This is a genomic window from Dactylosporangium sp. CA-092794, from assembly GCF_050948465.1.
Taxonomy (GTDB): Bacteria; Actinomycetota; Actinomycetes; order Mycobacteriales; family Micromonosporaceae; genus Dactylosporangium.
In genome coordinates this window covers 8198698-8219827 of sequence record NZ_CP192044.1, presented here as the reverse complement: position 1 = coordinate 8219827, position 21130 = coordinate 8198698, and the positions used below count along the sequence as shown (strand labels likewise).

22 protein-coding genes and 1 pseudogene are annotated in these 21130 nt (G+C 69.7%); 10 read left to right on the top strand and 13 right to left on the bottom strand.

Annotated features, from left to right (window positions below):
- Position 1 precedes the first annotated feature (1 nt).
- From urtD to urtA, 4 genes are all read right to left on the bottom strand, one after another.
- Positions 2-838, bottom strand: a complete 837-nt coding sequence (urtD, locus tag ACQPXD_RS35165) for an urea ABC transporter ATP-binding protein UrtD (protein WP_432825637.1) — start codon at positions 836-838, stop codon at positions 2-4.
- Positions 835-1929: an urea ABC transporter permease subunit UrtC gene (gene urtC / locus ACQPXD_RS35160; protein WP_432825635.1), complete on the bottom strand. Its 1095-nt coding sequence runs from the start codon at positions 1927-1929 to the stop codon at positions 835-837. The genes urtD and urtC overlap by 4 nt, the downstream gene beginning before the upstream one ends.
- Positions 1926-2810 (bottom strand): urea ABC transporter permease subunit UrtB, encoded by an 885-nt coding sequence (urtB, locus tag ACQPXD_RS35155; protein ID WP_432825633.1) that lies wholly within the window; start codon positions 2808-2810, stop codon positions 1926-1928. Before urtB ends, urtC begins: the two co-directional genes overlap by 4 nt.
- A 118-nt stretch (positions 2811-2928) precedes the next feature.
- Positions 2929-4224 carry an urea ABC transporter substrate-binding protein gene (gene urtA, locus ACQPXD_RS35150; RefSeq protein WP_432825631.1) on the bottom strand — a complete coding sequence of 432 codons (1296 nt, stop codon included), beginning with the start codon at positions 4222-4224 and terminating at the stop codon, positions 2929-2931.
- A 482-nt stretch (positions 4225-4706) separates the two neighbouring features.
- On the opposite strand from urtA, the pseudogene ACQPXD_RS35145 reads away from it, so the two are divergent.
- Positions 4707-4775 (top strand): annotated as a pseudogene (locus tag ACQPXD_RS35145) (hypothetical protein); the annotation flags it as partial.
- 8 nt (positions 4776-4783) lie between these two features.
- On the opposite strand, the gene ACQPXD_RS35140 reads toward ACQPXD_RS35145, so the two are convergent.
- Positions 4784-5032 (bottom strand): transposase, encoded by a 249-nt coding sequence (locus ACQPXD_RS35140; RefSeq protein ID WP_432825629.1) that lies wholly within the window; start codon positions 5030-5032, stop codon positions 4784-4786.
- Positions 5033-5199: 167 nt separating this feature from the next.
- On the opposite strand from ACQPXD_RS35140, the gene ACQPXD_RS35135 reads away from it, so the two are divergent.
- The gene (locus tag ACQPXD_RS35135) at positions 5200-6255 is read left to right on the top strand and encodes an aldo/keto reductase (protein ID WP_432825628.1); all 1056 of its coding nucleotides are present in this window, start codon (positions 5200-5202) and stop codon (positions 6253-6255) included.
- 219 nt (positions 6256-6474) lie between these two features.
- Here ACQPXD_RS35135 and ACQPXD_RS35130 read toward each other — a convergent pair whose 3' ends face one another.
- Complete coding sequence (locus ACQPXD_RS35130) at positions 6475-7338, bottom strand: LysR family transcriptional regulator (RefSeq protein WP_432825627.1); 864 nt, start codon at positions 7336-7338, stop codon at positions 6475-6477.
- Positions 7339-7378: 40 nt separating this feature from the next.
- Between ACQPXD_RS35130 and ACQPXD_RS35125 the strand changes: the two genes are divergently transcribed.
- Positions 7379-8284, top strand: a complete 906-nt coding sequence (locus tag ACQPXD_RS35125) for an SDR family oxidoreductase (protein ID WP_432825626.1) — start codon at positions 7379-7381, stop codon at positions 8282-8284.
- A gap of 405 nt (positions 8285-8689) precedes the next feature.
- Here ACQPXD_RS35125 and ACQPXD_RS35120 read toward each other — a convergent pair whose 3' ends face one another.
- From ACQPXD_RS35120 to ACQPXD_RS35095, 6 genes are all read right to left on the bottom strand, one after another.
- Complete coding sequence (locus tag ACQPXD_RS35120) at positions 8690-9673, bottom strand: hypothetical protein (protein WP_432825625.1); 984 nt, start codon at positions 9671-9673, stop codon at positions 8690-8692.
- Positions 9674-9747: 74 nt separating this feature from the next.
- Positions 9748-10248, bottom strand: coding sequence for a SigE family RNA polymerase sigma factor (locus tag ACQPXD_RS35115; protein ID WP_432844080.1), 501 nt, complete (start codon positions 10246-10248; stop codon positions 9748-9750).
- 250 nt (positions 10249-10498) lie between these two features.
- The gene (locus tag ACQPXD_RS35110) at positions 10499-10642 is read right to left on the bottom strand and encodes a hypothetical protein (protein ID WP_432825624.1); all 144 of its coding nucleotides are present in this window, start codon (positions 10640-10642) and stop codon (positions 10499-10501) included.
- Positions 10635-10949, bottom strand: a complete 315-nt coding sequence (locus tag ACQPXD_RS35105) for a hypothetical protein (RefSeq protein WP_432825623.1) — start codon at positions 10947-10949, stop codon at positions 10635-10637. Before ACQPXD_RS35105 ends, ACQPXD_RS35110 begins: the two co-directional genes overlap by 8 nt.
- 91 nt (positions 10950-11040) lie before the next feature.
- Complete coding sequence (locus ACQPXD_RS35100; RefSeq protein WP_432825622.1) at positions 11041-11466, bottom strand: AraC family ligand binding domain-containing protein; 426 nt, start codon at positions 11464-11466, stop codon at positions 11041-11043.
- Positions 11463-12935 carry an aldehyde dehydrogenase family protein gene (locus ACQPXD_RS35095; protein WP_432825621.1) on the bottom strand — a complete coding sequence of 491 codons (1473 nt, stop codon included), beginning with the start codon at positions 12933-12935 and terminating at the stop codon, positions 11463-11465. Before ACQPXD_RS35095 ends, ACQPXD_RS35100 begins: the two co-directional genes overlap by 4 nt.
- A 308-nt stretch (positions 12936-13243) precedes the next feature.
- Here ACQPXD_RS35095 and ACQPXD_RS35090 point away from each other — a divergent pair, with 308 nt between their 5' ends.
- From ACQPXD_RS35090 to ACQPXD_RS35060, 7 genes are all read left to right on the top strand, one after another.
- On the top strand, positions 13244-14269 hold the full coding sequence (locus ACQPXD_RS35090; RefSeq protein WP_432825620.1) for a zinc-binding dehydrogenase: 1026 nt from the start codon (positions 13244-13246) through the stop codon (positions 14267-14269).
- A 104-nt stretch (positions 14270-14373) separates the two neighbouring features.
- On the top strand, positions 14374-15612 hold the full coding sequence (locus ACQPXD_RS35085) for an ABC transporter substrate-binding protein (RefSeq protein ID WP_432825619.1): 1239 nt from the start codon (positions 14374-14376) through the stop codon (positions 15610-15612).
- A 31-nt stretch (positions 15613-15643) separates the two neighbouring features.
- Positions 15644-16537 carry a branched-chain amino acid ABC transporter permease gene (locus tag ACQPXD_RS35080; RefSeq protein WP_432825618.1) on the top strand — a complete coding sequence of 298 codons (894 nt, stop codon included), beginning with the start codon at positions 15644-15646 and terminating at the stop codon, positions 16535-16537.
- On the top strand, positions 16534-17646 hold the full coding sequence (locus tag ACQPXD_RS35075; RefSeq protein WP_432825617.1) for a branched-chain amino acid ABC transporter permease: 1113 nt from the start codon (positions 16534-16536) through the stop codon (positions 17644-17646). The genes ACQPXD_RS35080 and ACQPXD_RS35075 overlap by 4 nt, the downstream gene beginning before the upstream one ends.
- Positions 17643-18389 carry an ABC transporter ATP-binding protein gene (locus ACQPXD_RS35070; RefSeq protein ID WP_432825616.1) on the top strand — a complete coding sequence of 249 codons (747 nt, stop codon included), beginning with the start codon at positions 17643-17645 and terminating at the stop codon, positions 18387-18389. The genes ACQPXD_RS35075 and ACQPXD_RS35070 overlap by 4 nt, the downstream gene beginning before the upstream one ends.
- Positions 18376-19191 carry an ABC transporter ATP-binding protein gene (locus tag ACQPXD_RS35065; RefSeq protein WP_432825615.1) on the top strand — a complete coding sequence of 272 codons (816 nt, stop codon included), beginning with the start codon at positions 18376-18378 and terminating at the stop codon, positions 19189-19191. The genes ACQPXD_RS35070 and ACQPXD_RS35065 overlap by 14 nt, the downstream gene beginning before the upstream one ends.
- Positions 19192-19214: 23 nt before the next feature.
- Complete coding sequence (locus ACQPXD_RS35060; RefSeq protein ID WP_432825614.1) at positions 19215-19937, top strand: GntR family transcriptional regulator; 723 nt, start codon at positions 19215-19217, stop codon at positions 19935-19937.
- Between the two features lie 5 nt (positions 19938-19942).
- Here ACQPXD_RS35060 and ACQPXD_RS35055 read toward each other — a convergent pair whose 3' ends face one another.
- Positions 19943-20842: an IclR family transcriptional regulator gene (locus ACQPXD_RS35055; protein ID WP_432825613.1), complete on the bottom strand. Its 900-nt coding sequence runs from the start codon at positions 20840-20842 to the stop codon at positions 19943-19945.
- Between the last annotated feature and the right edge of the window lie 288 nt (positions 20843-21130).

The window sequence follows — 21130 nt, the reverse complement described above, 5'->3', positions numbered from 1 at the left end:
GTCAGTTCTCCTCCTGCTGCTGCGTCCTGGCTGCCATCTCCGGCGAGCTTGCGAGCTCGACGGCTGCCGCTTCGGGCACGACCGACATGGCGGCCGTGGTCGCGGCTCCCGCAGTGCCGAGGTAGACCTCCTGCACCTTGGGGTCGGCCTGTACCTCGGCCACCGAGCCATGCGAGAGCACCTTGCCCTGGTGCAGCACCGTCACGCGCGTGGCGAAGCGGCGCATGAAGTCCATGTCGTGCTCGACTACCAGCACAATGCGCTTCGCCGCGACGCGCTGCAGGAGCTCGCCGGTCGCGGTCCGCTCGTCCTGGCTCATGCCGGCGACTGGTTCGTCGAGCAGCAGCACCCTCGCGTCCTGCACGAGCAGCATCGCGATCTCCAGCCACTGCTTCTGGCCGTGCGACAGGATGCCGGCCGGCGTGGCGAGCTCTCCGGCGAGTCCTGTCTCCTCAAGCGCCTGCACGATCGACGGTTCGACGCCACGCCGGGCCCGTAGCAGCGAGGCCGCGTGGCGGTGGCGTCCGGCGGCGATGTCGAGGTTCTGCAGCACCGAGAGCTCGTTGAAGACGCTCGCGGTCTGGAACGTGCGGCCGACCCCGAGCCGGACGATCTTGTGCACCGGCCTGCCGAGCAACTCCTGCTCGCCGAGCCTCGCCGACCCGGTGGCCGCGGAGAGCCCCGTGATGGCGTCGATGCAGGTCGTCTTGCCGGCGCCGTTCGGGCCGATGAGAAACCGGACCTCGCCAGGGTGCGCGTCGAAGGAGACGCCGCCGACCGCGACGAAGCCCGAGAACTCGACGTGGAGGTCCGTGACGACGAGCGAGGCGTCGGTCACGACTTCGCCTCCTCGAGCTGCAGGGCGGCGGTCGCAGCTGCGGGCTGTTCACCAGGGCTCCGGCGCGCTGCCGTGAACCTGGCGAGCACCGACGACAGCCCTTTCGGCAGGAAGAGGATGACGACGATGAACAGCAGGCCGATGATGTAGGTCCAGCCGTCGGGCCAGGTGGAGCCGAGACTCGATTGTCCCCATCCGACCGCCATCGCACCGAGCGCGGGGCCGAAGAGCGAGGCGCGGCCGCCGAAGGCAACGCCCGCGATCATGAGGATCGAGGCGGCAGCGCCGATCTCGGCCGGAGTGATGATGCCGACGATGGGTACGAACATCGCTCCGCCGATGCTTGCCATCAGCGCTGCGACGACGAAGGCGACGAGCTTGATGTTGGCCGGGTCGTAGCCGAGGAAGCGCACGCGCTCCTCGGCGTCCCGGGTGGCGACGAGGAGCTCACCGAAGCGGCTGCGGTAGAGCTGCCACACCACGAGCAGGCACACGACGAGCAGCGCGGCCGTGATGAGGTACACCATGCTCCGGTTCGCCGGGTCCTTCAGCACGAACCCGAAGAAGTACTTGAAGTCGCTGAGCCCGGTGTCGCCGCCGGTCTCGCGGATCGTGGAGCTGATCAGGGTGGCGAGCGCGACGGCGAGCGCCTGCGTCAGGATCGCGAAGTACGCCCCCTTCACACGGCGCTTGAACAGCGCGTAGCCGAGAATGCCGGCCACGACCACCGGGAGCAGCACGATCGCCAGCAGGGTGACCGCAGCACTGCGGAACGGCTCCCAGAACGCCGGAAGCGGCGCGAGCGGGTCGTAGAGCACCATGAACCCCGGAACCCCGTCACCGGCGGTCTCCAGCGTGAGGTGCATGGCCATCGAGTAGGCACCGAGGGCGAAGAACACCCCCTGCCCCATCACGAGCATCCCGCCTCGGCCCCACGCCAGGCCGATGCCGACGGCGGCCATCGCCCAGCAGCAGTACTTGCCGAGGTTGCCGAGCCAGTGGTCGGCGAGCACGAGGGGAGCGACCGCGAGGAGCAGGACGGCGAACACCGCGATGCCGAGGAGGGACAGCCATGGCTTCAGTTTGGTCATACCAGACTCCTGGTTCGCACCGTGAACAGGCCCTGCGGGCGCAGCTGCAGGAAGACGATCACGAGGATGAAGGCAAACACCTGCGCGAGGCTGCCGGTCGTCCAGTAGGCGAAGCACGAGAGGACGACGCCTACCGCCCACGCGGCGACGATGGTGCCCTTGAGCTGGCCGATGCCGCCGGCGGCGACGACGAGAAAGGCCGGGATGATGTACTGCGCGCCCATCTGCGAGTTCGTGCCGCCGACGAGCGACGCGGCCACTCCGGCGACCCCGGCCAGCCCCGACCCGACGAAGAAGGTCAGGCGGTCGATGGTGCGCGTGGAGATCCCCGCGGTCTCGGCGAGGTCCCGGTTCTGCACGGTCGCCCGGATGCGGCGGCCGAACGAGGTGTACTTGAGCCAGGCCGTCAGCGCGGCGACGCAGACGGTCGCGAGCAGGATGGTGAACACCTGCCGCAGCGGCCAGCCGTAGCCGAGGACGGTCAGCTGCCCGTCGAGCCAGCCTGGCTTCTCCACCGGGACGCCCTGGGACGGGAAGATCTGCAGTGCCGCCTGCTGCAGGATCAGGCTGACACCGACCGTGACGAGCAGGGTGTCGAGGGGCCTGCGGTACATCCATTGGATGACGCTGACCTCCAGCAGGAGGCCGAACAGTCCGGCGACGACGAACGCGACCGGCAGCGCGACCGGTATCGACACATCGCTGGAGTCGATGACCTGCTGGACGAGGTAGGCGGTGAAGGCGCCGATCATGAGGAACTCGCCGTGGGCCATGTTGATCACGCCCATCTGGCCGAAGGTGAGCGAGAGGCCGAGCGCGGCGAGCAGGAGCAGCGCACCCTGTGCGCTGCCGTTCAGCAGCGGTGAGATTAGTGCGTCCACGTGCTCTCGCTCTCTGTGCGGGGGTAACGGGGCAGGAAGGGGATTCGAATCCGGGTACGCGGGGTTGCCTGCCGCAGGCGACACGCAACCCCGCGCCCGTGTGCAGGGGGTGGGGCGATCAGCCCGCGGCTTTCACGAGCTGGTCGCGGACGTTCGCCGGGAACCAGTCGTAGCCGTTGAGGAACGGGTCGGGCTTGATGAACTTGTCGGAGGACCAGACGATGTCAAACTGGTTGCTGGCGTTGATCCGGCCGATGTGGCCCGGCTTTGAGATGTGGTGGTTCTCGCCGTCGAGCGTGACGGTGCCCTCCGGTGCGGCGAACGTGATGGTGTTCTTCTTCGCCGCGGCGTTCACCGCGTTGACGTCGAACGAGCCGGCCGCCTCGACGAGCGCCTTGTACAGGTACAGCGAGATGTAGGCGGCCTCCATCGGGTCGGAGGTGACGCCGCTGCTCTTGGGATAGGCCTTCCAGCTCTCGATGAACTTCGGGTTGGTGTCGGTCTTGAGCGACTGGAAGTAGTTCCAGGACGCGTAGTGGCCGGTGACCTCGTGGCCCATGGCCGGCGCCTCCTCCTCGGCGATCGACACCGAGATGATCGGCGTCGTCGCCGCGCTGAGGCCGGCGTCGTAGTAGGCCTTGATGAAGCCGACGTTCGACGAGCCGTTGATGGTGTTGAAGATGAAGTCGGGCTTGGCCGCCACGATCTTCGCCACCTGGGTGGTCCAGTCGTCCTTGTCGAGGGGCACGTACTCCTCGCCGACGATCTCGATGCCGAGCTTGGCGGCATAGAGCTTGATGATCGCATTCGCGGTGCGCGGGAAGACGTAGTCGCTGCCGGCGAGGAACAGCCTCTTCACCCCCTTGGAGGCGAGGAAGTCCATCGCCGGGATGATCTGCTGGTTCGTGGTCGCACCGGTGTAGTAGATGTTCGGCGAAGCCTCAAGGCCCTCGTACTGCACCGGGTAGAAGAACAGGCCGTTATGGGCCTCGACGACCGGCTTGACGGCCTTGCGGGAGGACGAGGTCCAGCCGCCGAAGATCGCGCCGACGCAGTCCTGGGTGAGCAGCTTCTCGGTCTTCTCCGCGAAGGTGGGCCAGTCGGTGGCGCCGTCTTCCTGGACGTACTGAATCTTCTTTCCGAGGATGCCGCCGCCGGCGTTGATCTCGTCGGCGGCCATGTGCAGCACGTTGGAGACGGTCTTCTCGGAGATCGCCATGCCGCCGGTGAGGGAGTTGAGGAAGCCGAGCTTGATGGTGTTGCCGGAGGTGTCGACGCAACTGGGTCCGGCCGACTTAGTGCCGGACGTTTCGTCGCCGGCGCGGGCGCCACAGCCGGCGAGCACGAGGGCGACGGTCGTCGCGAAGGCGCCCGTGGCGACAAGCATGCGCAGCCGCTTGCTGATGGTGGACATATACGGGAACTCCGTTCCTGGTCAAGGAGGCGTGACGCCGGGGTCGCGGCGCAGCGGATGGTGCGGATGTTCATGTCCCGGGCCGAGCCGCCGGCGTCCCAAGCGCCCAGCCCGGTGTCGCCAACGAGGTGCAGCCGGCTGCTGCAGGTGAGAGCAGGTTGGTCCCGCGTCATTACTCTGACATTTCTCGACCGTTCCAACTATGTAACCGCCGCCCGGCAGAGCCGCTCTGGTCTCGGAAATGCACGGAAAATCGCAGAATGGCGATGTCAGAGTTCTGCCGCGCCAGAGATGTGGGCAGGATGATGGCACACTTCTGACATCCGAGAGGGGTCGAGACGAGACGACGGTTCGACCGCGAATTTCGTGAGGGCGCGGTCCGGATCGTGCGGGAGACCAGGCAGGGCGAACGGGCAGCGGCTCCGGATCGGGTCCGTCGTCAGTTCGGCGCATCAGCGCCGGACGTGCTGTGGTGCGGCGACATGACCGAGATCGTCACCGACCAGGGAAAACTGTATCTGGCCACGGTCATCGACCTGTTCAGTCGCCGGCTGCTCGGCTACGCCATGTCCGCCCACCACGACGCGGAACTGGTCGAGGCGTCGCTCTCGGCCCGCTCGTCCTCGGACAACTGCCCAGCGGCAGCCTCGCCACGAGCCGTACGATCCTGCTGCACCCAGTTGGCGAGGGTGCCGCTATTGATCCCCAGATCACGCGCTACCTGGGCGATCGACTGACCGGTCTCCCGCACGATCCGGACCGCGCCCGCGCGGAACTCCGGATCGAACCGGCGTCTCGTCGCAGCCATGAACCTCTATCCCTCAAGTCCTGGCCTCCACGTTACGAGGGGAGCCACAAGCCGACATCGCCCGATTTGTAGGGAATTTCCGGCGCGGCAGACTTGTAAGGAACGTGGAGGGGCGGGACGGCGGACGAGCCGAGAGGAACGCGCGAAACAGGCGATAGGTTCGAGCCATGGAATATCGCAGTCTTGGACGTACCGGAATGCACGTCAGCCCGCTCTGCCTCGGTGCCATGATGTTCGGCGCGTGGGGTGAGCCCGACCACGACACGTCGGTCAGGATCATCCACGCCGCCCTGGACGCTGGGATCAACTTCATCGACACGGCGGACGTGTACTCGCAGGGCGAGTCGGAGGTGATCGTCGGCAAGGCGCTGGCCAGCGGCAAGCGGGAGGACGTCATCCTGGCCACGAAGGTGCACGGTCAGATGGGCGTACCGGTGGACGCTCCGCTGGGCGCCAAGGGCGACCCGAACCAGCAGGGCAACTCACGCCGCTGGATCATGCGGGAGGTGGAGGAGAGCCTGCGCCGGCTGAATACCGACTACATCGACCTCTACCAGATCCATCGGCCGGACGAGGACGTCGACGACGAGGAGACGCTGTCCGCGCTCACCGACCTCCAGCGGCAGGGCAAGATCCGCGCGTTCGGCTCGTCGACCTACCCGGCGCACCGGATCGTCGAGGCGCAGTGGACGGCGGAGCGGCGTGGGCTGGGCCGGTTCCGCACCGAGCAGCCGCCGTACTCGATCCTGGTCCGCGGCATCGAGGCCGACGTGCTGCCGGTGGCCCAGAAGTACGGGATGGGCGTGCTGCCGTGGAGCCCGCTGGCCGGCGGCTGGCTGAGCGGCCGTTACCGCAAGGGCGCCGACGTGCCGGCGACCCACCGGGCCACGCGCCTTCCCGCGCGGTACGACATGTCGCTGCCGGTGAACCAGCGCAAACTGGAGGCGGCCGACGCCTTGGCGGCGTTGGCCGACGAGGCCGGTGTCCCGCTGGTCCACCTCGCCATCGCGTTCGTGATCCGGCACCCGGCGGTGACCTCGGCGATCATCGGGCCGCGCACGATGGAGCAGCTCACGTCCCAGTTGGGTGCGGCCGATCTGACCCTGGACCAGAAGCTGCTGGACCGGATCGACGAGATCGTCCCGCCGGGTACGAACCTCAACCCGGTCGACGCGGGCTACCAGCCGCCGTCCCTCGTCAACCCGGGCCTGCGCCGCCGGTGAGCCGGACCGTGCTCCGGTAGCGTGGCGTCGATGACCGCGACCGCCTCGACCGCCAGGCCACGCCTGTGGTGGGTGATCGCGGCGGTCGTGGCGTGCACCGCCGCCTGTGGTGACTCCGCGCCGCCCAGGAAGTACCCGCAAGCCGGCGATCGACGGCCAGACCTCACCGGACCGCTTGGCCGTGGTCGAGGCAGGGATCAGTAACGTCGAGCCCAGCTGTCAGGCCGCTCCGGTTTCCTTCAGAAGTCGGTCAATGAAGTAGGCGGCGTCGGGGGAGCGGTTGCCGGTGCGACAAGCGGCAGTCAGGCGGGACCGGGAGACGCCGTCGACCGCGCGGGCGACCAGGCCGGGGATGGTGACGTTCGGGGGCGCCACCGAGGCCGGGTAGAACGCGACCGCCTGGCCCAGCCGGAGCACGGCGAGGACGTCGCTGGGCTTGGTCACTTCCGGGCCGCGGCGCCAGGCGCGGCCGTCTTGGTCCGCCCCGGCCCAGTGCGCGGCGTCGGCCTCGGTCATGTTCGGCCAGGTGGGGATCGGTTCGTCGCGTAGGTCGGCCAGAGCGATAACCTCCTGGGCCGCGAGGGGGTGGCCGACCGACAGCAGGACGGTCCGGGGCTCGGTAAGCAGGAGCCGCTGCTCGATGCCGGGCTCGTCGATATGGTCGCGGAGCAGGGCCACATCGTGCTGCGCGACCCGCAGGCCTTCAGGCTGCTTGCGGAGGTCGTCGGTGACGAATTCGAGGGTACCGTCGAACGCGCACAGGTCGGCCGCTAGGGCGACGTCGCAGATGTGAATGCTGACCGTCAGGTGCGGTTGGCTGGCGGCGCGCGCATTGCGCACGGCGGCGTCGGTGCGTTTTTCGAGATCGCGGGCGGATTCGAGGAGGCTGCGGCCGGCCGCGGTCAGGTCGAGCGATCGTGGCCGGCGGATCAGCAGGTCAACACCGAGCGTGCGCTCGAGGGCTTGGATCGCCCGGGACAGCGCAGGCTGAGTCATCATGAGCCGCTCGGCGGCCCGGGTGAGGTTGCGCTCCTCGGCCGCCACGGCGAAATAGCGCAGCTGGCGCAGATCGAGCTCGGCCATTAGCGGGGCCCCCTTTCCCATGCGTGCAGAGCATAGCGCGATGACTAACCGGCGTTGGACTTCAGTAACCGGTCGCCGCACGCTGAATCCCGACTCCGAAGCATCTCTGATCAAGGGGATAGTCGTGACTTCTACTGTTCTCATCACCGGATGTTCATCTGGTTTCGGCCGCGCCGCGGCGGCAAAATTTCTCGCCGAGGGCTGGAATGTCGTCGCGACGCTGCGTGATCCCGGTGCGTGGACCGGGACCGGGTCCGAGCGTCTGCTCGTCCACAAGCTCGACGTACGCGACGACGACTCTGTGAACGCCGCGGTGGCCGCGGCGGACGCGCGGTTCGGCCGACTCGACGTGGTGGTCAACAACGCCGGCATCGGCCTGCTCTCGGTGTTCGAGGCGACCCCGGCGGTGCTGATCGAAGAAGTGTTCGACACCAATGTGTTCGGTCCGATGCGGGTGATTCGAGCCGCCCTGCCGCTGTTCCACCGGGCGGGCGGGGGGTCGATCGTCAACCTGTCGTCGGGTACCGCGACCGTGCCGATGCCGTTCCAGGCGGTCTACAGCGCGAGCAAGGGTGCGCTGTATAACTTTTCGGAGGGCCTGACACACGAGTTGGCCAGCCTGAACGTGCGGGTCCGGACCGTCGAGCCGGGCTTCGTGCCCGGTTCGAACTTCTTCACCACGACGTATGAGCGTTTCGCGGGTATAGCGGTGCCGGAGTCCTACCGATCGGCGGTCGAAGCGACGCTGGCCGGATTCCGGACCGAGCCGCCTGCTGGCTTCCTCGCCACCGTCGAGCAGGTCGCCGACGCGATCTTCACTGCCGCCACCGAACCGGCCGCCGTCCTCCGCCTCCGGGTTGGCGAGGACTCCGTGGCACTCGGCGAGGCCCGCACGCTATCGGCGGCTGAATACGAGCAGTGGCGCCGGGATTTCTTCTCCCGCTGAGTGAGCCTTCCGGGTAAGGCTCTGATCACCGGGCGCAGCGTGGCGTCACGCGTGGGCACATCGGTGATGCTGCAAGCTGAGCCGGGAGCACTCAAGGTTTCGATAGCACGTCAATGATCTGTTGACATCGGCCAAGAACGGCCTGTGCCAGTGCGGGCAGCTCCTTTCTGGCTGTTGCTATCTGTTCGTCGTCCCGCACGTCCGTGAAGTGGTTGAACTCGTGGACGCATCATGTGGCGTGGCAGTGCCGCCTTGGCTTGCGCCCCGCCCGCCCCGCCGGTTCCTCAGCGTCGCGGGCGCGCCCATGACAGGCCGCGAGCTGATCGGCCTGCTCATGGACGGCGGGCTTCGGGGGCCACGGTCGTTGCCCCCGATGGCTGTGGACGCCGGCCTGGGACAGCGGTGTCAGCCCAGCCAGTCGGTCTTCGCGCGTATGGTGGTGTCGACCGAGCCGGCGGCGCGGAGCAACTGATCTTCGGGCATCCGCGCGCCGCCGGGGCCGGCGATGGCGCTGCACACCGTCAATAGGCGAGGGCTGTTGGGCTGCGGAAGGACGACGCATTGCCGCGGATTGCGGTGCGCCGGGGATTCCTCGACCACCAGCCGGCCCGTGAGGCCGCCGACCTGCACTGCCGTGCCGCCCTCGGGCACGTCGGTACTGGGCGCGAGCATCACGGTCAGGGAGGCGGCCACGTCGGACGGGTCGTCGGCCGCGACTGTGGCGTCCCACTCGGTCGGGCTGTCTCCGCCGTAGCTATAGGTGTACTCGCGGGGCTGGAACGGCGTCCACCCGATCAGCAGCGGCTGCGGCAACGGCGTCGGGTCCGGGCGCGTGGATACGGCAACGCGCAGCAGGTCTGCCTGGGACGTTACCGAGTTCGTCTCGATCACGACCGTGCGGTCCGGGCCCTCCAGCCATCCTAGGCTCGCGCCCGGATTTCCCTTCGTCGGGCCGACGTACCAGCCTGCGGCGCCGCCGACGTCGACTCGCGTGCCGTCCTCCCACGTGCGGGTCGGCAGGGTGACCAGCCTGATGTACGGGACACTGTCCAGGCGGCTGCCGCCGGCACCGAGCGGCGCCTTGGCCCATGTCCGGACCGCTTTGATACCGGCACTGGTCGACACGACGGCCCGTTGTCGCTCGCGGAAGCCGGCAGGGAGCCATCCGGGGACATGGGACCGCGTGACGTCCGGCGCCACCGACGGTACGGCCGAAGGGCTGGGCGAGGAGGGCGCGTCCGCCGGGATCCTGGTGATCGTCCCGCCGCGGTCCGGCGCCAACAGGACGGTCGCCAGCACGGCCACCGCCGCGAGAACGGTGCCGCCGGCGAGTCCGATCCGCCGGCGGCGGGTCCGTCGCACGAGCAGGGCCGGCAGCGCGCGCCGCACCCGGTCAGGGTCGGGTGCGTCCGCGGCTCGCCGCTGCTGTGCCTCGCGCAGCAGCTGCTCGAGTCGATCGGTCATCACGGCTCTCCCATCTGCGCGAGGGCGGACGGCAGCGCCTCGCGCAGCGTGGTCATCGCACGGTCCAGGTGCGTGCGGACGGTACTGGCCCGGCAGCCGAGCAGATCGGCGATCACCTCGACGGGCTGGTCCTCGTAGAACCGCAGCGCGATCACGGCGCGCTGGCGGGGCGGCAGGGTGCCGACGACCCGGATGACGGCGTCGCGATCGTCGTACTGGCCCGTCGGGTCCGGCTGCGGCGTGACGAGACCGTCCAGCGCCTCGCCGTGGTGCAGGAGCCGGGCCTGACGGCGTCGGCGCCAGGCCAGGAACTCGTTGACGACCATACGGCGCAAGTACTGCTCCGGGGCCTCCAGCCGGTCGATGCGCGACCACCGCGGCTGGGCACGGACCAGCACGTTCTGCACGACGTCCTCGGCCAGATCGGGGTCCCAGGTGACGACCGTGGCGTATCGCACCAGCGCGCCCAGTCGCGTCGCCACGAACTCCTCGAACGTCACGGTCAAGAAATGCTGCGACTCCGCCGAAAGTGCTACCCGCCCTCCAAGATTTTTTCTACGTCGATGCCTCGCGACCGACACACACTCTTGTCGGCTAGAACAGGAACCTGGGCCTCGCCGAGCCGGTCACCCTGCGTGGCGATCACCGCCGGGCAACCGCGCATCACAGAGGCGCGAGCGGCGCCAACACAGGGTTCGATGCTTCCGCAACGGCTCGATGCGCGGTGGGTCCCAAACTCGCTGACAACGATCATGGAAAGTCAACCTGCCTGGGCCCCGAAGTCGCGCGCATCTGGGCCCCGTTGCCATCGACAAAGCCAAGCGCTTGTGCCTTCTCCGGATCGTCGATGTAGTCGACAAGCTCGTCTGGTCCGGCGGCCAGGAGGTTACGCATGCGCATCACGGTCCGCGCGTGCTCGGTCGTGCCAATACCGGCCGCGGCTCCACAGGATGGAGAAGAACAGCCTGTAGTCCTTGGCATGCGCCTCCCGCGTGCCCTCGGCCAAGGCCGCGAAGCCCGACCGGCTGAAGAATCGCGCCAAAACCGAATCGATGCGGTACTGCGGGTCGACCAGGATCGGCGTGCGGGCATCGATGTCCAACCAATCACCGAGCGCCGGCACCAACCTGCTCGGCACGCGCTGACCGCGGGTCGTCCAGTACAGTGACCACTCCTGAACGCCAGCCTGACCTGGCTCCACGACCGCAACGTACTCGACTCAGGCTCTCAGTGCCGACGCAACACGCGGGGGGTCGTTCGTGGTGGAGGCCGCCGGGGAGGTCTGACCCCGGTCAACTGGCGGCCCGGCGGGTGCCGATCCGGGTGATGGCCATGACGACGCCCTCCGGACCGGCCGTCCACGTGTGGTCGATCCCCCGCACGACCACGCAGTCCCCCGGCCCCAGCGGGTGTTGGCCGTCGTCGAGGCCGAGCACGACGCCGCCGGCCACGACGGCGTCGAGGTCGATGCTGTCGGTGTGGTGCGGCGGGAAGTGGTGGCCCGGCGGGAAGTACGCCAGCCGCCACTGCAGCACTCCCTCGGGCGGCGAGTTGGCGAAGTGCGCCGCCGAGCCGTGGGGCTGCGCCGTCGGGGGCCACGAGGCGAGCTCGAAGATCTGCGTGACCTCCACCCGGTCGGCGAACGCGGCGCCCGCCTCCGTCACCGATTCCAGGCATGAACGGCCGTCGCCGTCGATCCCGGTGATCATCAGCTTCATGCGGCGTCCGGCAGCTGGACGTCGATCGGCACCTGGATCTGGCGGATCTCGAAGAACGCCTCGAGCCCCTCCACGCCGCCCTCGCGGCCCAGGCCCGACTTCTTCATGCCGCCGGCCGGCTGGTCGATCGCCCGCCCGGTCGTGTTGATCTGGAACGATCCCGACCTGACGCGCTGCGCGATCGCGTAGGCGGCGTCGATGTCCTCGGTGTAGACGGAGCCCGCCAGCCCGTACTCGGTGTCGTTCGCGATGCGGACCGCGTCGTCGACGTCGTTGTAGGTGAGCACGCACAGCACCGGGCCGAAGATCTCCTCCTGGGCGATGCGCATCCCCGAGGTGACCCCGTCGAACAGCGTCGGCTCGACGAACCAGCCCTGCTCGCGCTGCGCCGGGCGCCCGCCTCCGACCACCAGCCGCGCGCCCTCCTCCTGCCCGGCGCGGATGTACTCCTCGACCCGCTGCCGCTGCCGCTCAGTGGCGAGCGGGCCGACCTGGGTGGACTCGTCGGCCGGGTCGCCGACCCGCAGCGCGCGCAGGCCGGTCGCGATCGCGTCGAGCCACTCGTCGTGGCGCGAGCGCGGCACCAGGACGCGGGCCCGGGACGTGCAGACCTGCCCGGCCAGCCCCAGGCCGGCCGAGGCCAGCAGCAGGGGAGTGACCTTGGCCGGATCGGCGTCCTCGAGCACGATCGACGCGGACTTGCCGCCGAGTTCGAGCGCCACGCGGGTGATGTTGCCGGCGCAGCCCCGCATGATCTCGCTGCCCACGGCCGAGCTGCCGGTGAAGCTGACCATGTCGACCAGCGGGTCGGCCACCATCAGCGCCGACGTGGGGGCGTCGGCGTACACGAGGTTGAGCACCCCGTCCGGCAGCCCGGTCGCGGCGGCGGCCTCAGCCACGAACGGCAGCGTGAGCGGTCCTTCCGAGGCCGGCTTGATCACGACGGTGCAGCCGGCCGCGAGCGCGGCCGCCACCTTGAGCGAGCTCAGCAGCAGCGGGCTGTTCCACGGGGTGATCGCCAGCACCACGCCGACCGGTTCGCGGATGACCCGGGCCCGGCGGCGCGCGTCCACCGGGCGGTCGGTGACCCGCGGGTAGTCGACGGCGAGATCGGCGTAGCGGCGCCAGAGCTCGATCGCCGTGTCGACCGCGCCGCGGGTGCCCGCGATCGGCTGCCCGAGCTCCATCAGGGAGCGTTCCGCGATGCGGTCGCGCTGAGCGTGCAGGTGGTCGGCGATGGCGTGCATGGCCTCGGCCCTCTCCAGCGGCGACAGGCGCGGCCACGGCCCCGAGTCGAACGCGGCCCGCGCCGCCGCGATCGCGTCGTGGGCCTGCTGCGGGCTCGCCTGCCCGAGTTCCAGGACGACCTGCTCGGTCGTCGGGTTCACCACCGGGTGCGCGGGCATGGCCCGATCCGCCGCCACCCAGCGGCCGCCGATGTACAGCTCGGGCTCGGGTACCTCGGGCATTCAGACTCCCTGTTGTCTTGTATGCGAGACAGTCGTGGCGGGCCGCTGGCGGGGCGGCGATCGTCCCAGGCCCGTTTCGTGACGTATAGGCCCTGTTGCGGCCCAGTATGGCCGCCTAGGCTCGGATCGTAGCCGACTCGGCGAGGAGAAAATATTCTCTCTCTAGATTTTCTCGTCTCTCATATGAGACAGTGCCTTCCACGGTTGTTCGGAAGATCACGCCCGTAACACGGCCTTGACCCGAGAGGTGGTGCGCCATCAGAGCAGCTATCGCAACCGAGCCGCGGCGGCAGCTGGTCGTCGAGGACGTGGAACTGCGCGAGCCGGGGCCCGGCGAGGCGCTCGTCCGCGTGGAGGCGGCGGGCATCTGCCACAGCGACCTCAACGCGCTCGAGGGCCGGTCGGCACCGCCCGGCTGGCCGCTGATCTGCGGTCACGAGGGCCTGGGCGTCGTGACGGCGCTCGGCCCCGGGGCCGACTCGGTCCAGGTCGGCCAGCGCGTGTTGTTCTGCTTCGTCGCCAGTTGCCTGCGGTGCTCCTGGTGCCTGCGCGGCGAGCACCATCTGTGCAGCAGCTTCCGGGCCAGCAAGACGCCCAAGGGTCGGCTGGCCGGCGGCACGGAGGTCTTCGGCCACGCGGGGCTCGGCGCCTTCGCCGAGGAGGCCCTGGTCGACCACCGGTCCCTGGTGCCGGTGGACAGCAAGCTCGACGCCGCGCAGCTGGCGCTGGTCAGCTGCGGGGTGACCACGGGGGTCAGCGCGGTCGAGCACTGCGCGAAGGTGGAGCCGGCCAGCTCCGTGGCCGTCTTCGGCGCGGGCGGGGTCGGGCTGGCCGTGGTCCAGGCGGCCAGGCTCGCCGGGGCGACGACGGTGATCGTGGTCGACCCGGTGCCGCAGCGGCGGCAACGCGCGCTGGGGCTCGGCGCCACCATCGGCGTCGGCCCGCAGGACGCCGTGCTCGACATCGCCCGTGACGCGACCGGTGGCCGTGGCGTCGACTACGCCTTCGACGCCGTCGGCCGTGCGGACGCGTCGACCCAGGGCTTCGCGGCGCTGCGGCGGGGCGGCATGCTGGTGATCGTGGGGTCGGCCCCGGCCGGCGATCGCCCCGGCTGGTCGCTGTACGAGCAGATGCGCGACGCCAAGACGGTGAAGGGATCGCTGTACGGCAACGCGTTCCCGCACCGCGACTTCGCCCGACTCATCGCCCGCGCCGAGAGCGGTCAGTTCGACCTCGGCGCGATGGTCACTCGCCGGCTCCGGCTCGACGAGGTCAACGACGGCATCGAAGCACTCCAGAACGGTTCCGGACTGCGCAGCGTGATCGTCTTCTGAGCAGTCCCACCCCGCTTTCCGGGCACGAGCGGCTCGGCCGATGCCGCATGCCCGTGAACAGACACCCCTGTCATATCGGTCCAGCAGATTCGGAGTCGCAAATCATGGCCACTAACACGACGATTGACTCGGCGCCGCGCCGGCATCGCCGCGGTCGGGTCGCCGGTGCGATCGCCTTCGCCACCGCGACCGCGCTCCTCGCCACCGGTTGCTCGAGCGGTGACGACGCCGCCGCGTCCGGCGGTGGCACGTACAACGTGGGCGCGTCCCTGATCCTGTCCGGCCCGGCGGCCGCCTACGGCGCGAACACCGCCGGCGGCATGCAGGCGTACTTCCAGTACATCAACGACCAGGGCGGCGTGAACGGCAAGAAGATCCAGCTCGACATGGCCGACGGCGGGCTCACCGCCGCACCGACCATCCAGAGCCTCAAGCAATTGGTCCAGCAGAACCACAGCATCGTCATCGGTGGCATGCTCGCCTCCAGCGGCAACAGCGGCGCCGGCCCGACAATCAACAGCCTCAAGGTGACGACGCTGCTCGGTTCGCCCGGCAGCGACCTCAACCGCCCGCCGATCAACCAATACGTCTACGGCGCCGGCGCCGCGCTCTACGGCGACGAGGCGTACATGGAAGCCGAGTTCGCCAAGGCCAACATCATCAAGAAGGCCAACCCGAAGATCGCGATCATCTACGAGATCTCGTCCGAGACCCAGGTCTGGGCCGACAACATGAAGAAGATCGCGTCCGACAACAGCTGGAACATCGTCGACACCGAGGCGTACCAGGTCGGCACCACCGACTTCAGCGCGCAGGCCGCGAAGATCGCCTCGGCCCAGCCCGACTACATCATCGCCGTCTTCGACGCGTCGAACTTCGCCTTCATCAAGGCGCTCATGGCCGCGAACGTCAGCGTGCCGATCGTCAGCAACCAGGGCGGCCCGCACGCCGACCAGATGCAGCAGCTCAACTACCCGGCCCTGTACGTCGGCCGGGAACTGGTGTTCCCGATCGGCGACGACCCGGCGGTCACGCAGTACCTCGACCTGGTCAAGAAGTACGGCGGCAAGGCGGACCCGCAGTCGCACATCACGCAGTACGGCTACCTGCAGGCGAAGATCATCGTCCAGGTGCTCAAGCAATGCGGCGCGAACTGTGACGCGGCGTCGTTCAACAAGACCATCGCCTCGTTGAAGACGATCGACACCGGGGGCTTCTCGTTCGCGCCGATCACCTACTCGTCCGCGAACACGGTCGGCATCAACACCGCCCGCTTCTACACGTGGGACGCGGCGGCGCGGAAGGTCGTCCTGCTGCCCGGGACCTACACGCACGACGCCTGATGCGGATCGGGTCCCGGCGGGAGGGAGAGAGATGATCAAGTTCGAAGCTGCGCTGAACGGCGTCCTGCTGCTTTCGGCCGTCTACGGGTTACTCAGTCTCGGCATGGTACTGATCTTCAGGGCCACCCGCGTGCTGAACTTCTCCGCCGGGGCCCTCGGTCTGGTCGGCGCCTATTTCGTGTACGAGCTGGGCCTGCTGCTCGGCAACTTCTACGCGGGCCTGGTGCTCGGCCTGGTCGCCTCGCTGGCGTTCGGCGCCGTCGTCTACCGGTTCGTGCTCGCGCCGATCAGCGGGTCGCGGGCCAGCATCGGCGCGACGACCGACGTCGGCGTCGTCCTCGGCACGATCATCCTGGCCGAGGCGCTCGGGGCCGCGGTGCCGTTCTTCACCGGCTCCAGCGGGCGGGAGGTGAAGATCCCGCTGCCGGGCTGGACCTGGCACGGCGGCGGGTTCAACCTCAACATGCTGCAGATCGTGGCCTTCGCGGCGATGGTCGTCGTGGTGGCCGCGATCGCGATCGGCTCCAGCCGGCTCTCGATCGGCCTGGGCATGCGCGCCGCCGCCGACTCGCCGCGGCTGGCAGGCCTCACCGGCATCAGCACGCGCCGGGTCGCCGCCGTGTCCTGGGCGCTGGCCACCGCGGTCGGGACGCTCGGCGTCGTCGCGTACGCCGCGTCGAGCGTCCTGGAGCCGGCGACCGTGGCCGGGCTCGGCGCGGCGCTGTTCCCCGCGCTGCTGCTCGGCGGGCTGGACAGCATCATCGGCTGCGTCGTGGGGGCGGTGCTGCTCGCCTTCATCCAGTCGGCGTCGGCCGTCTACCTCGGCGGGCACTGGATGTCGGTGTCGCCGTACATGTTCCTGCTGGCGGTGCTGATCTTCAAACCGCACGGCTTCTTCGGGCGCGGGGAGTTCAGCCGGCTATGAAACTGCGGATCTCGCACAACAACGCGGGGCACGGCGCGCGGCGTGCCGCCTATGTCCTCATCATCCTGCTGACGGTGGCGGCGCTGCTGGCCAACACGCTCCCGCTGCCCAGCTCCTACATCAGCGAGGGCAACCTGGTGCTCATCGCCGCGTTCGGCGCGTACGGGCTGAACCTCATCACCGGGTACGCCGGTCAGGCATCCATCGGCAACGCGGGCTTCATGGCGATCGGTGGGCTCGGCGGCTGGTACGTCGGCCAGCACACGTCGAGTTTCCTCGTGAGCCTGCTGGCCGGGGCCGCCTCCGGGCTGATCGCCGGCGCGATCGTGGGCGCCATCGCGCTGCGGTGGCGGGGCTTCTACCTCGTGCTGGCCACGCTGGCCGTCCAGTCGATCGTGGTGTTCGTCATGCAGGAGATCCAGCTCGGCGGCAGCAAGTTCGTCGCCGGGTTCACCTTCGACGTCGCCTCGATCGGCGGGTGGGCGGTTGACGACGACCAGCGGTGGTTCACGCTGCTCGCCGTGCTGCTCGCCCTGGTCATCTTCGGAGTCGTCGGGCCGATCGACGGCAAGTTCGGGCGGGCCTGGATGGCCATCCGGGAGAACGAGGGAGCGGCCGACGTGTCGGGCATCAACGTGACCTGGACGAAGATCCTGGTGTTCTCGGTCGGCTCGGCGATCATCTCACTGGGCGGCGCGCTCTCCGCCAGCTACGCGGGCTCGATGTCGTACGAGAGCTTCACCCTGGACGTGTCGACCTCGTTCATCGCGATGATCATCGTCGGCGGCCTGGGCAGCATGACCGGCCCGCTGCTCGGGGCCATCGTGGTCACGCTCATCCCGTACCTGATCTCCAGCGGCGGCAACTCGGACCTCGGCCGGACGCTCAACGACCTCAACGGCGGCACCGGGCTGCCGTTCCTCGAAATCATCTTCTACTGCGTGATCGTGCTGCTGTTCCTGGTGTTCGAGCCGGCCGGGCTGTCGAACCTCGGTCCCCGGCTCTGGCGGGCGGTGCGCCGTGCCGCGCAACGGCGGAACGGGTCCGATGTGGACGGACCCGCGCCGGCGGGCGCGCTGCCGCAGGACAGGGAGCAGGTGCGGTCATGACCGAGCTGCGTGCGACACCGGCCGCGCCGGCGGCGGACCCGGGCCCGGCGCTCGCCGTCCGCGACCTCGTCGTCTCGTACGTCAACGGCCCGACCGCGGTGCGCGGCGTCGACCTGACCGCGCGGGCCGGGACGGTCACCGCGGTCGTCGGCCCCAACGGCGCCGGGAAGACGACGCTGCTGCAGGCGATCGCCGGGCGGGAGCGGCGCACCGCGCTGCGCCTGGTGCGCGGCTCCGTCCGGGTCGGCGGGGTGGAGCTGTTCGGCGCGCCGACCGAGAAGGTCGCCCGGTCCGGCGTCGCGCTGATCCCGGACCGGACCAAGGTGTTCTCCGACCTCACCGTCGACGAGCACATGCGACTCGCGATGCGGCACATCCACCGGCGCGAACGGGCGTCGCTGCGCACCGAGGTGCTGGACACCTTTCCCCGCATCCAGCAGTGGCGGGACCGCAAGGGCGCCCAGCTCAGCGGCGGGGAGCGGCAGCTTGTCGCCATGGCCGTGGCGCTGTGCCGCCGGCCCCGGGTGCTGCTCATCGACGAGATGTCGCAGGGACTGTCGCCCTCGGCCGTCCTGGTGGTCGCCGAGGCGCTGACCACGCTGCGCGGCCGGGACCTGGCCGTCGTGCTGGTGGAGCAGACCGCGGCGGTGGCCCACCGGGTCTCGGACACGGTGCTGGGCTTCGCGCGTGGCGAGTTGGTGAGCGTGGAGGACATGGAGGAGGCAACGCATGGCCGGGGCTGACGAAGCGGGCCGGGTGCCCGCCGGCGATCAGACGGCGCTGGTCGTCGAGGACGTGCATGTCGCCTTCGGGGGCGTGCGCGCGGTCGACGGGGTGAGCCTGTCGCTGCGCCGGGACGAGATCCTCAGCCTGCTGGGCCAGAACGGTGCCGGCAAGACGACGCTGCTGAACTGCGTCTCGCGTTCGGTACGCCACACCGCCGGCCGGATCGCGGTCCTCGGCCACGACGTCGCCAAGCTGGCGCCGTATCAGGTCACCCGGCTCGGCGTGTCCCGGACCTTCCAGTCGGTGGCGCTGTTCGGCCAGCTCAACGCGCTGCAGGTGGGGCTGCTCGGCGTCGACTTCCGCAGCCGGGCCACGATGGTCGAGTACGCGCTGCGGCTGCCCCGGGCGCTGCGCGACGAGCGGGCCGCCAAGGCGAAGGTCGTCGAAGCGCTGCGGTTCGTCGGGTTCGACGCGCCGCTGGAACGGCGGCTGGGCGAGCTGTCCTACGGCCAGGCGAAGCTGGCCGACCTGGCCCGGGCGGTCACGGCCGGCCCACGGCTGTTGCTGCTGGACGAGCCGGCCGCCGGGCTGAACGGCGAGGAGCGCAGGGTGATCGCCGAGGCGATCGAGCGGGTACACAAGGAGCTGTCCGTCCCCGTGATCGTCATCGAGCACGACATCGACCTCGTGCGCCGGCTCTCGCATCGCACCGTGATCATGGACGCCGGGCGGGTGATCGGCGACGGCCGCCTCGACGATCTGCTCGCGCGGCCCGAGGTGAGCGCGAGCCTGCTCGGGACCGCGGCGACGGCGACGTGACCGGGCCGGCTCCGCGAACAGCAATGCTCGCGCACGATTCCGACGCCGCCGAGCAGGTCGCGCACACCGGGCGGCGGCGGCACCTCAGCAACGTCGCCGCGTCGCACATCCGCGACCTGGTGGTGTCGGGCGAGATCAGCGGCGGGGAGTACCTGCGCCCCGCCCAGCTCGCCGCGCAGCTGGGCATCAGCATCACGCCGGTCCGCGAGGCCCTGCTGATGCTGTGCGCGGAGAACTTCGTCGCGCTCGAACCGCAGCGAGGCTTCGTCGCGGTCCCGCTGACCCGCGACGACATCCTCGACCTGTTCCACGCGCAGGGCCTGATCGCGGGGGAGCTCGCGGCCCGGGCCGCCGGGATGGCCGGCGAGCCGGCGCTGCGCGAGCTCAGGCGGATGCAGGACGAGCTGGAGGCGGCGGCCCGGGTGGGCGCCAACAACGACGTCGAGCAGATCAACTTCGAGTTCCACCGGTTCATCAACAAGCTGCCGGGGGCGCCGAAGCTCGAGTGGGTCCTGCGCACCTTCGTCCGGTACACGCCGCGCCGGTACTTCGCCAACATCGAGGGCTGGCGCAGCGCCTCGGTGCGCGACCACCACGACATCCTCGACGCGCTGGCCTCGGCCGATCCCGAACAGGCCCGGGCCGCGGCGCAGACCCACGTGCGACACGCGGGGGAGCTGCTGGTCGAGCACTTCTCGCGGCGCGCCGCGTGGACCGCCGGCCCGAGCCCGGAGCCGGGGCCGTGAACCGCTCAGATCCGGTGGTCGACGGAGTAGCCGGCGGGCAGCACGCCGCCGGTCTTCTGGGTGATGCGGTTGGCCGTCGCCAGCAGCGGCGGGACCAGCCGGGGCAGGTCCTGCAGCCGCGCGCTGCCGAGCTCGCCGTAGAGGTTGAGTGTCATCACGACCTGGCTGTCGGCGTTGAAGACCGGGCCGATCACCGAGTTGAGCGGCTCGTCCTCGTCGATGCCGCCGGTCGTGTAGTTGCGGATCTTGTTGGCGACGAGCAGCGCGACGTCCAGCACGTGGTTGTCGGCGGGGTCCTTGGCCACCCGCCGCAGCGCCGCCTCCAGCTCCAGGTGGACGTCATGCTCCCCGCCCAGGGAGTAGCCGCGCGCACGCAGCGCCGCGATCGAGCTCGTGTAGGCCGTGCGGTCGCCGCCGAACTCGGTGCACATCCGGTCCACCCACTCGTCGAGCTCGCGCGCGGGAGCCCACGCCTTGAAGATCGTGCCCACCGGCGGGGCGAGCGGCACCCGGGAGCCGATGCGCATGTAGAGGTGTGCCGGACGGGAGTTGCCGAGCATGTCGAGCACCACGACCTCGTCGCCGTCGCGGACGATCACCGCGCAGCTCAGCCCCGTCTCGGCGACGAGATCGATGACGTCGGGGCGGCCGATGACGAAGGGCTGGAAGCGCCGGGCGTAGGCATGGCCCAGCCCCGGCAGGCGGCTGCCGACCGTGTATCGCCGGGCGGCGTCGCGATGCACCAGCCCGTGCGCCGTCATGGTGTTGAGCACGGACGCGCACGTCGCCTTGTGGATGCCGGTCGCGCGCGCGATGTCGCTGAGCGTCATCGGCTCGGTCGGGCGCTCGGCGAGCAGGTCGAGGACCTGCATCGCGCGGTCGATCGCGGGCACGGGAGTTGGCATGGGACCTCGTTCGTCGAGCGATGTGTCTCGTGAACGATACAGCCTGGACGGTACCGAAGACGACCAGGGGCGCCCGGGATCTCGCGGCGCCCGAGAAAACGCCGGGCTGAAGCGTGCGACCCAGGATCGTGAGGATGGCTTTGTTTCTCTCTTGCAATACAGTTGTCTCGTCTAGTAGACATAAGGGTGACCGCGGCGGTCGCGATGCCCGCGAGCCAGTGGGCCGCGGGGCAATCCCCAGCCGAGCTCAGGCTGCCTCGCCGGCACCGTCCGCGCGTTCCGCGAAAG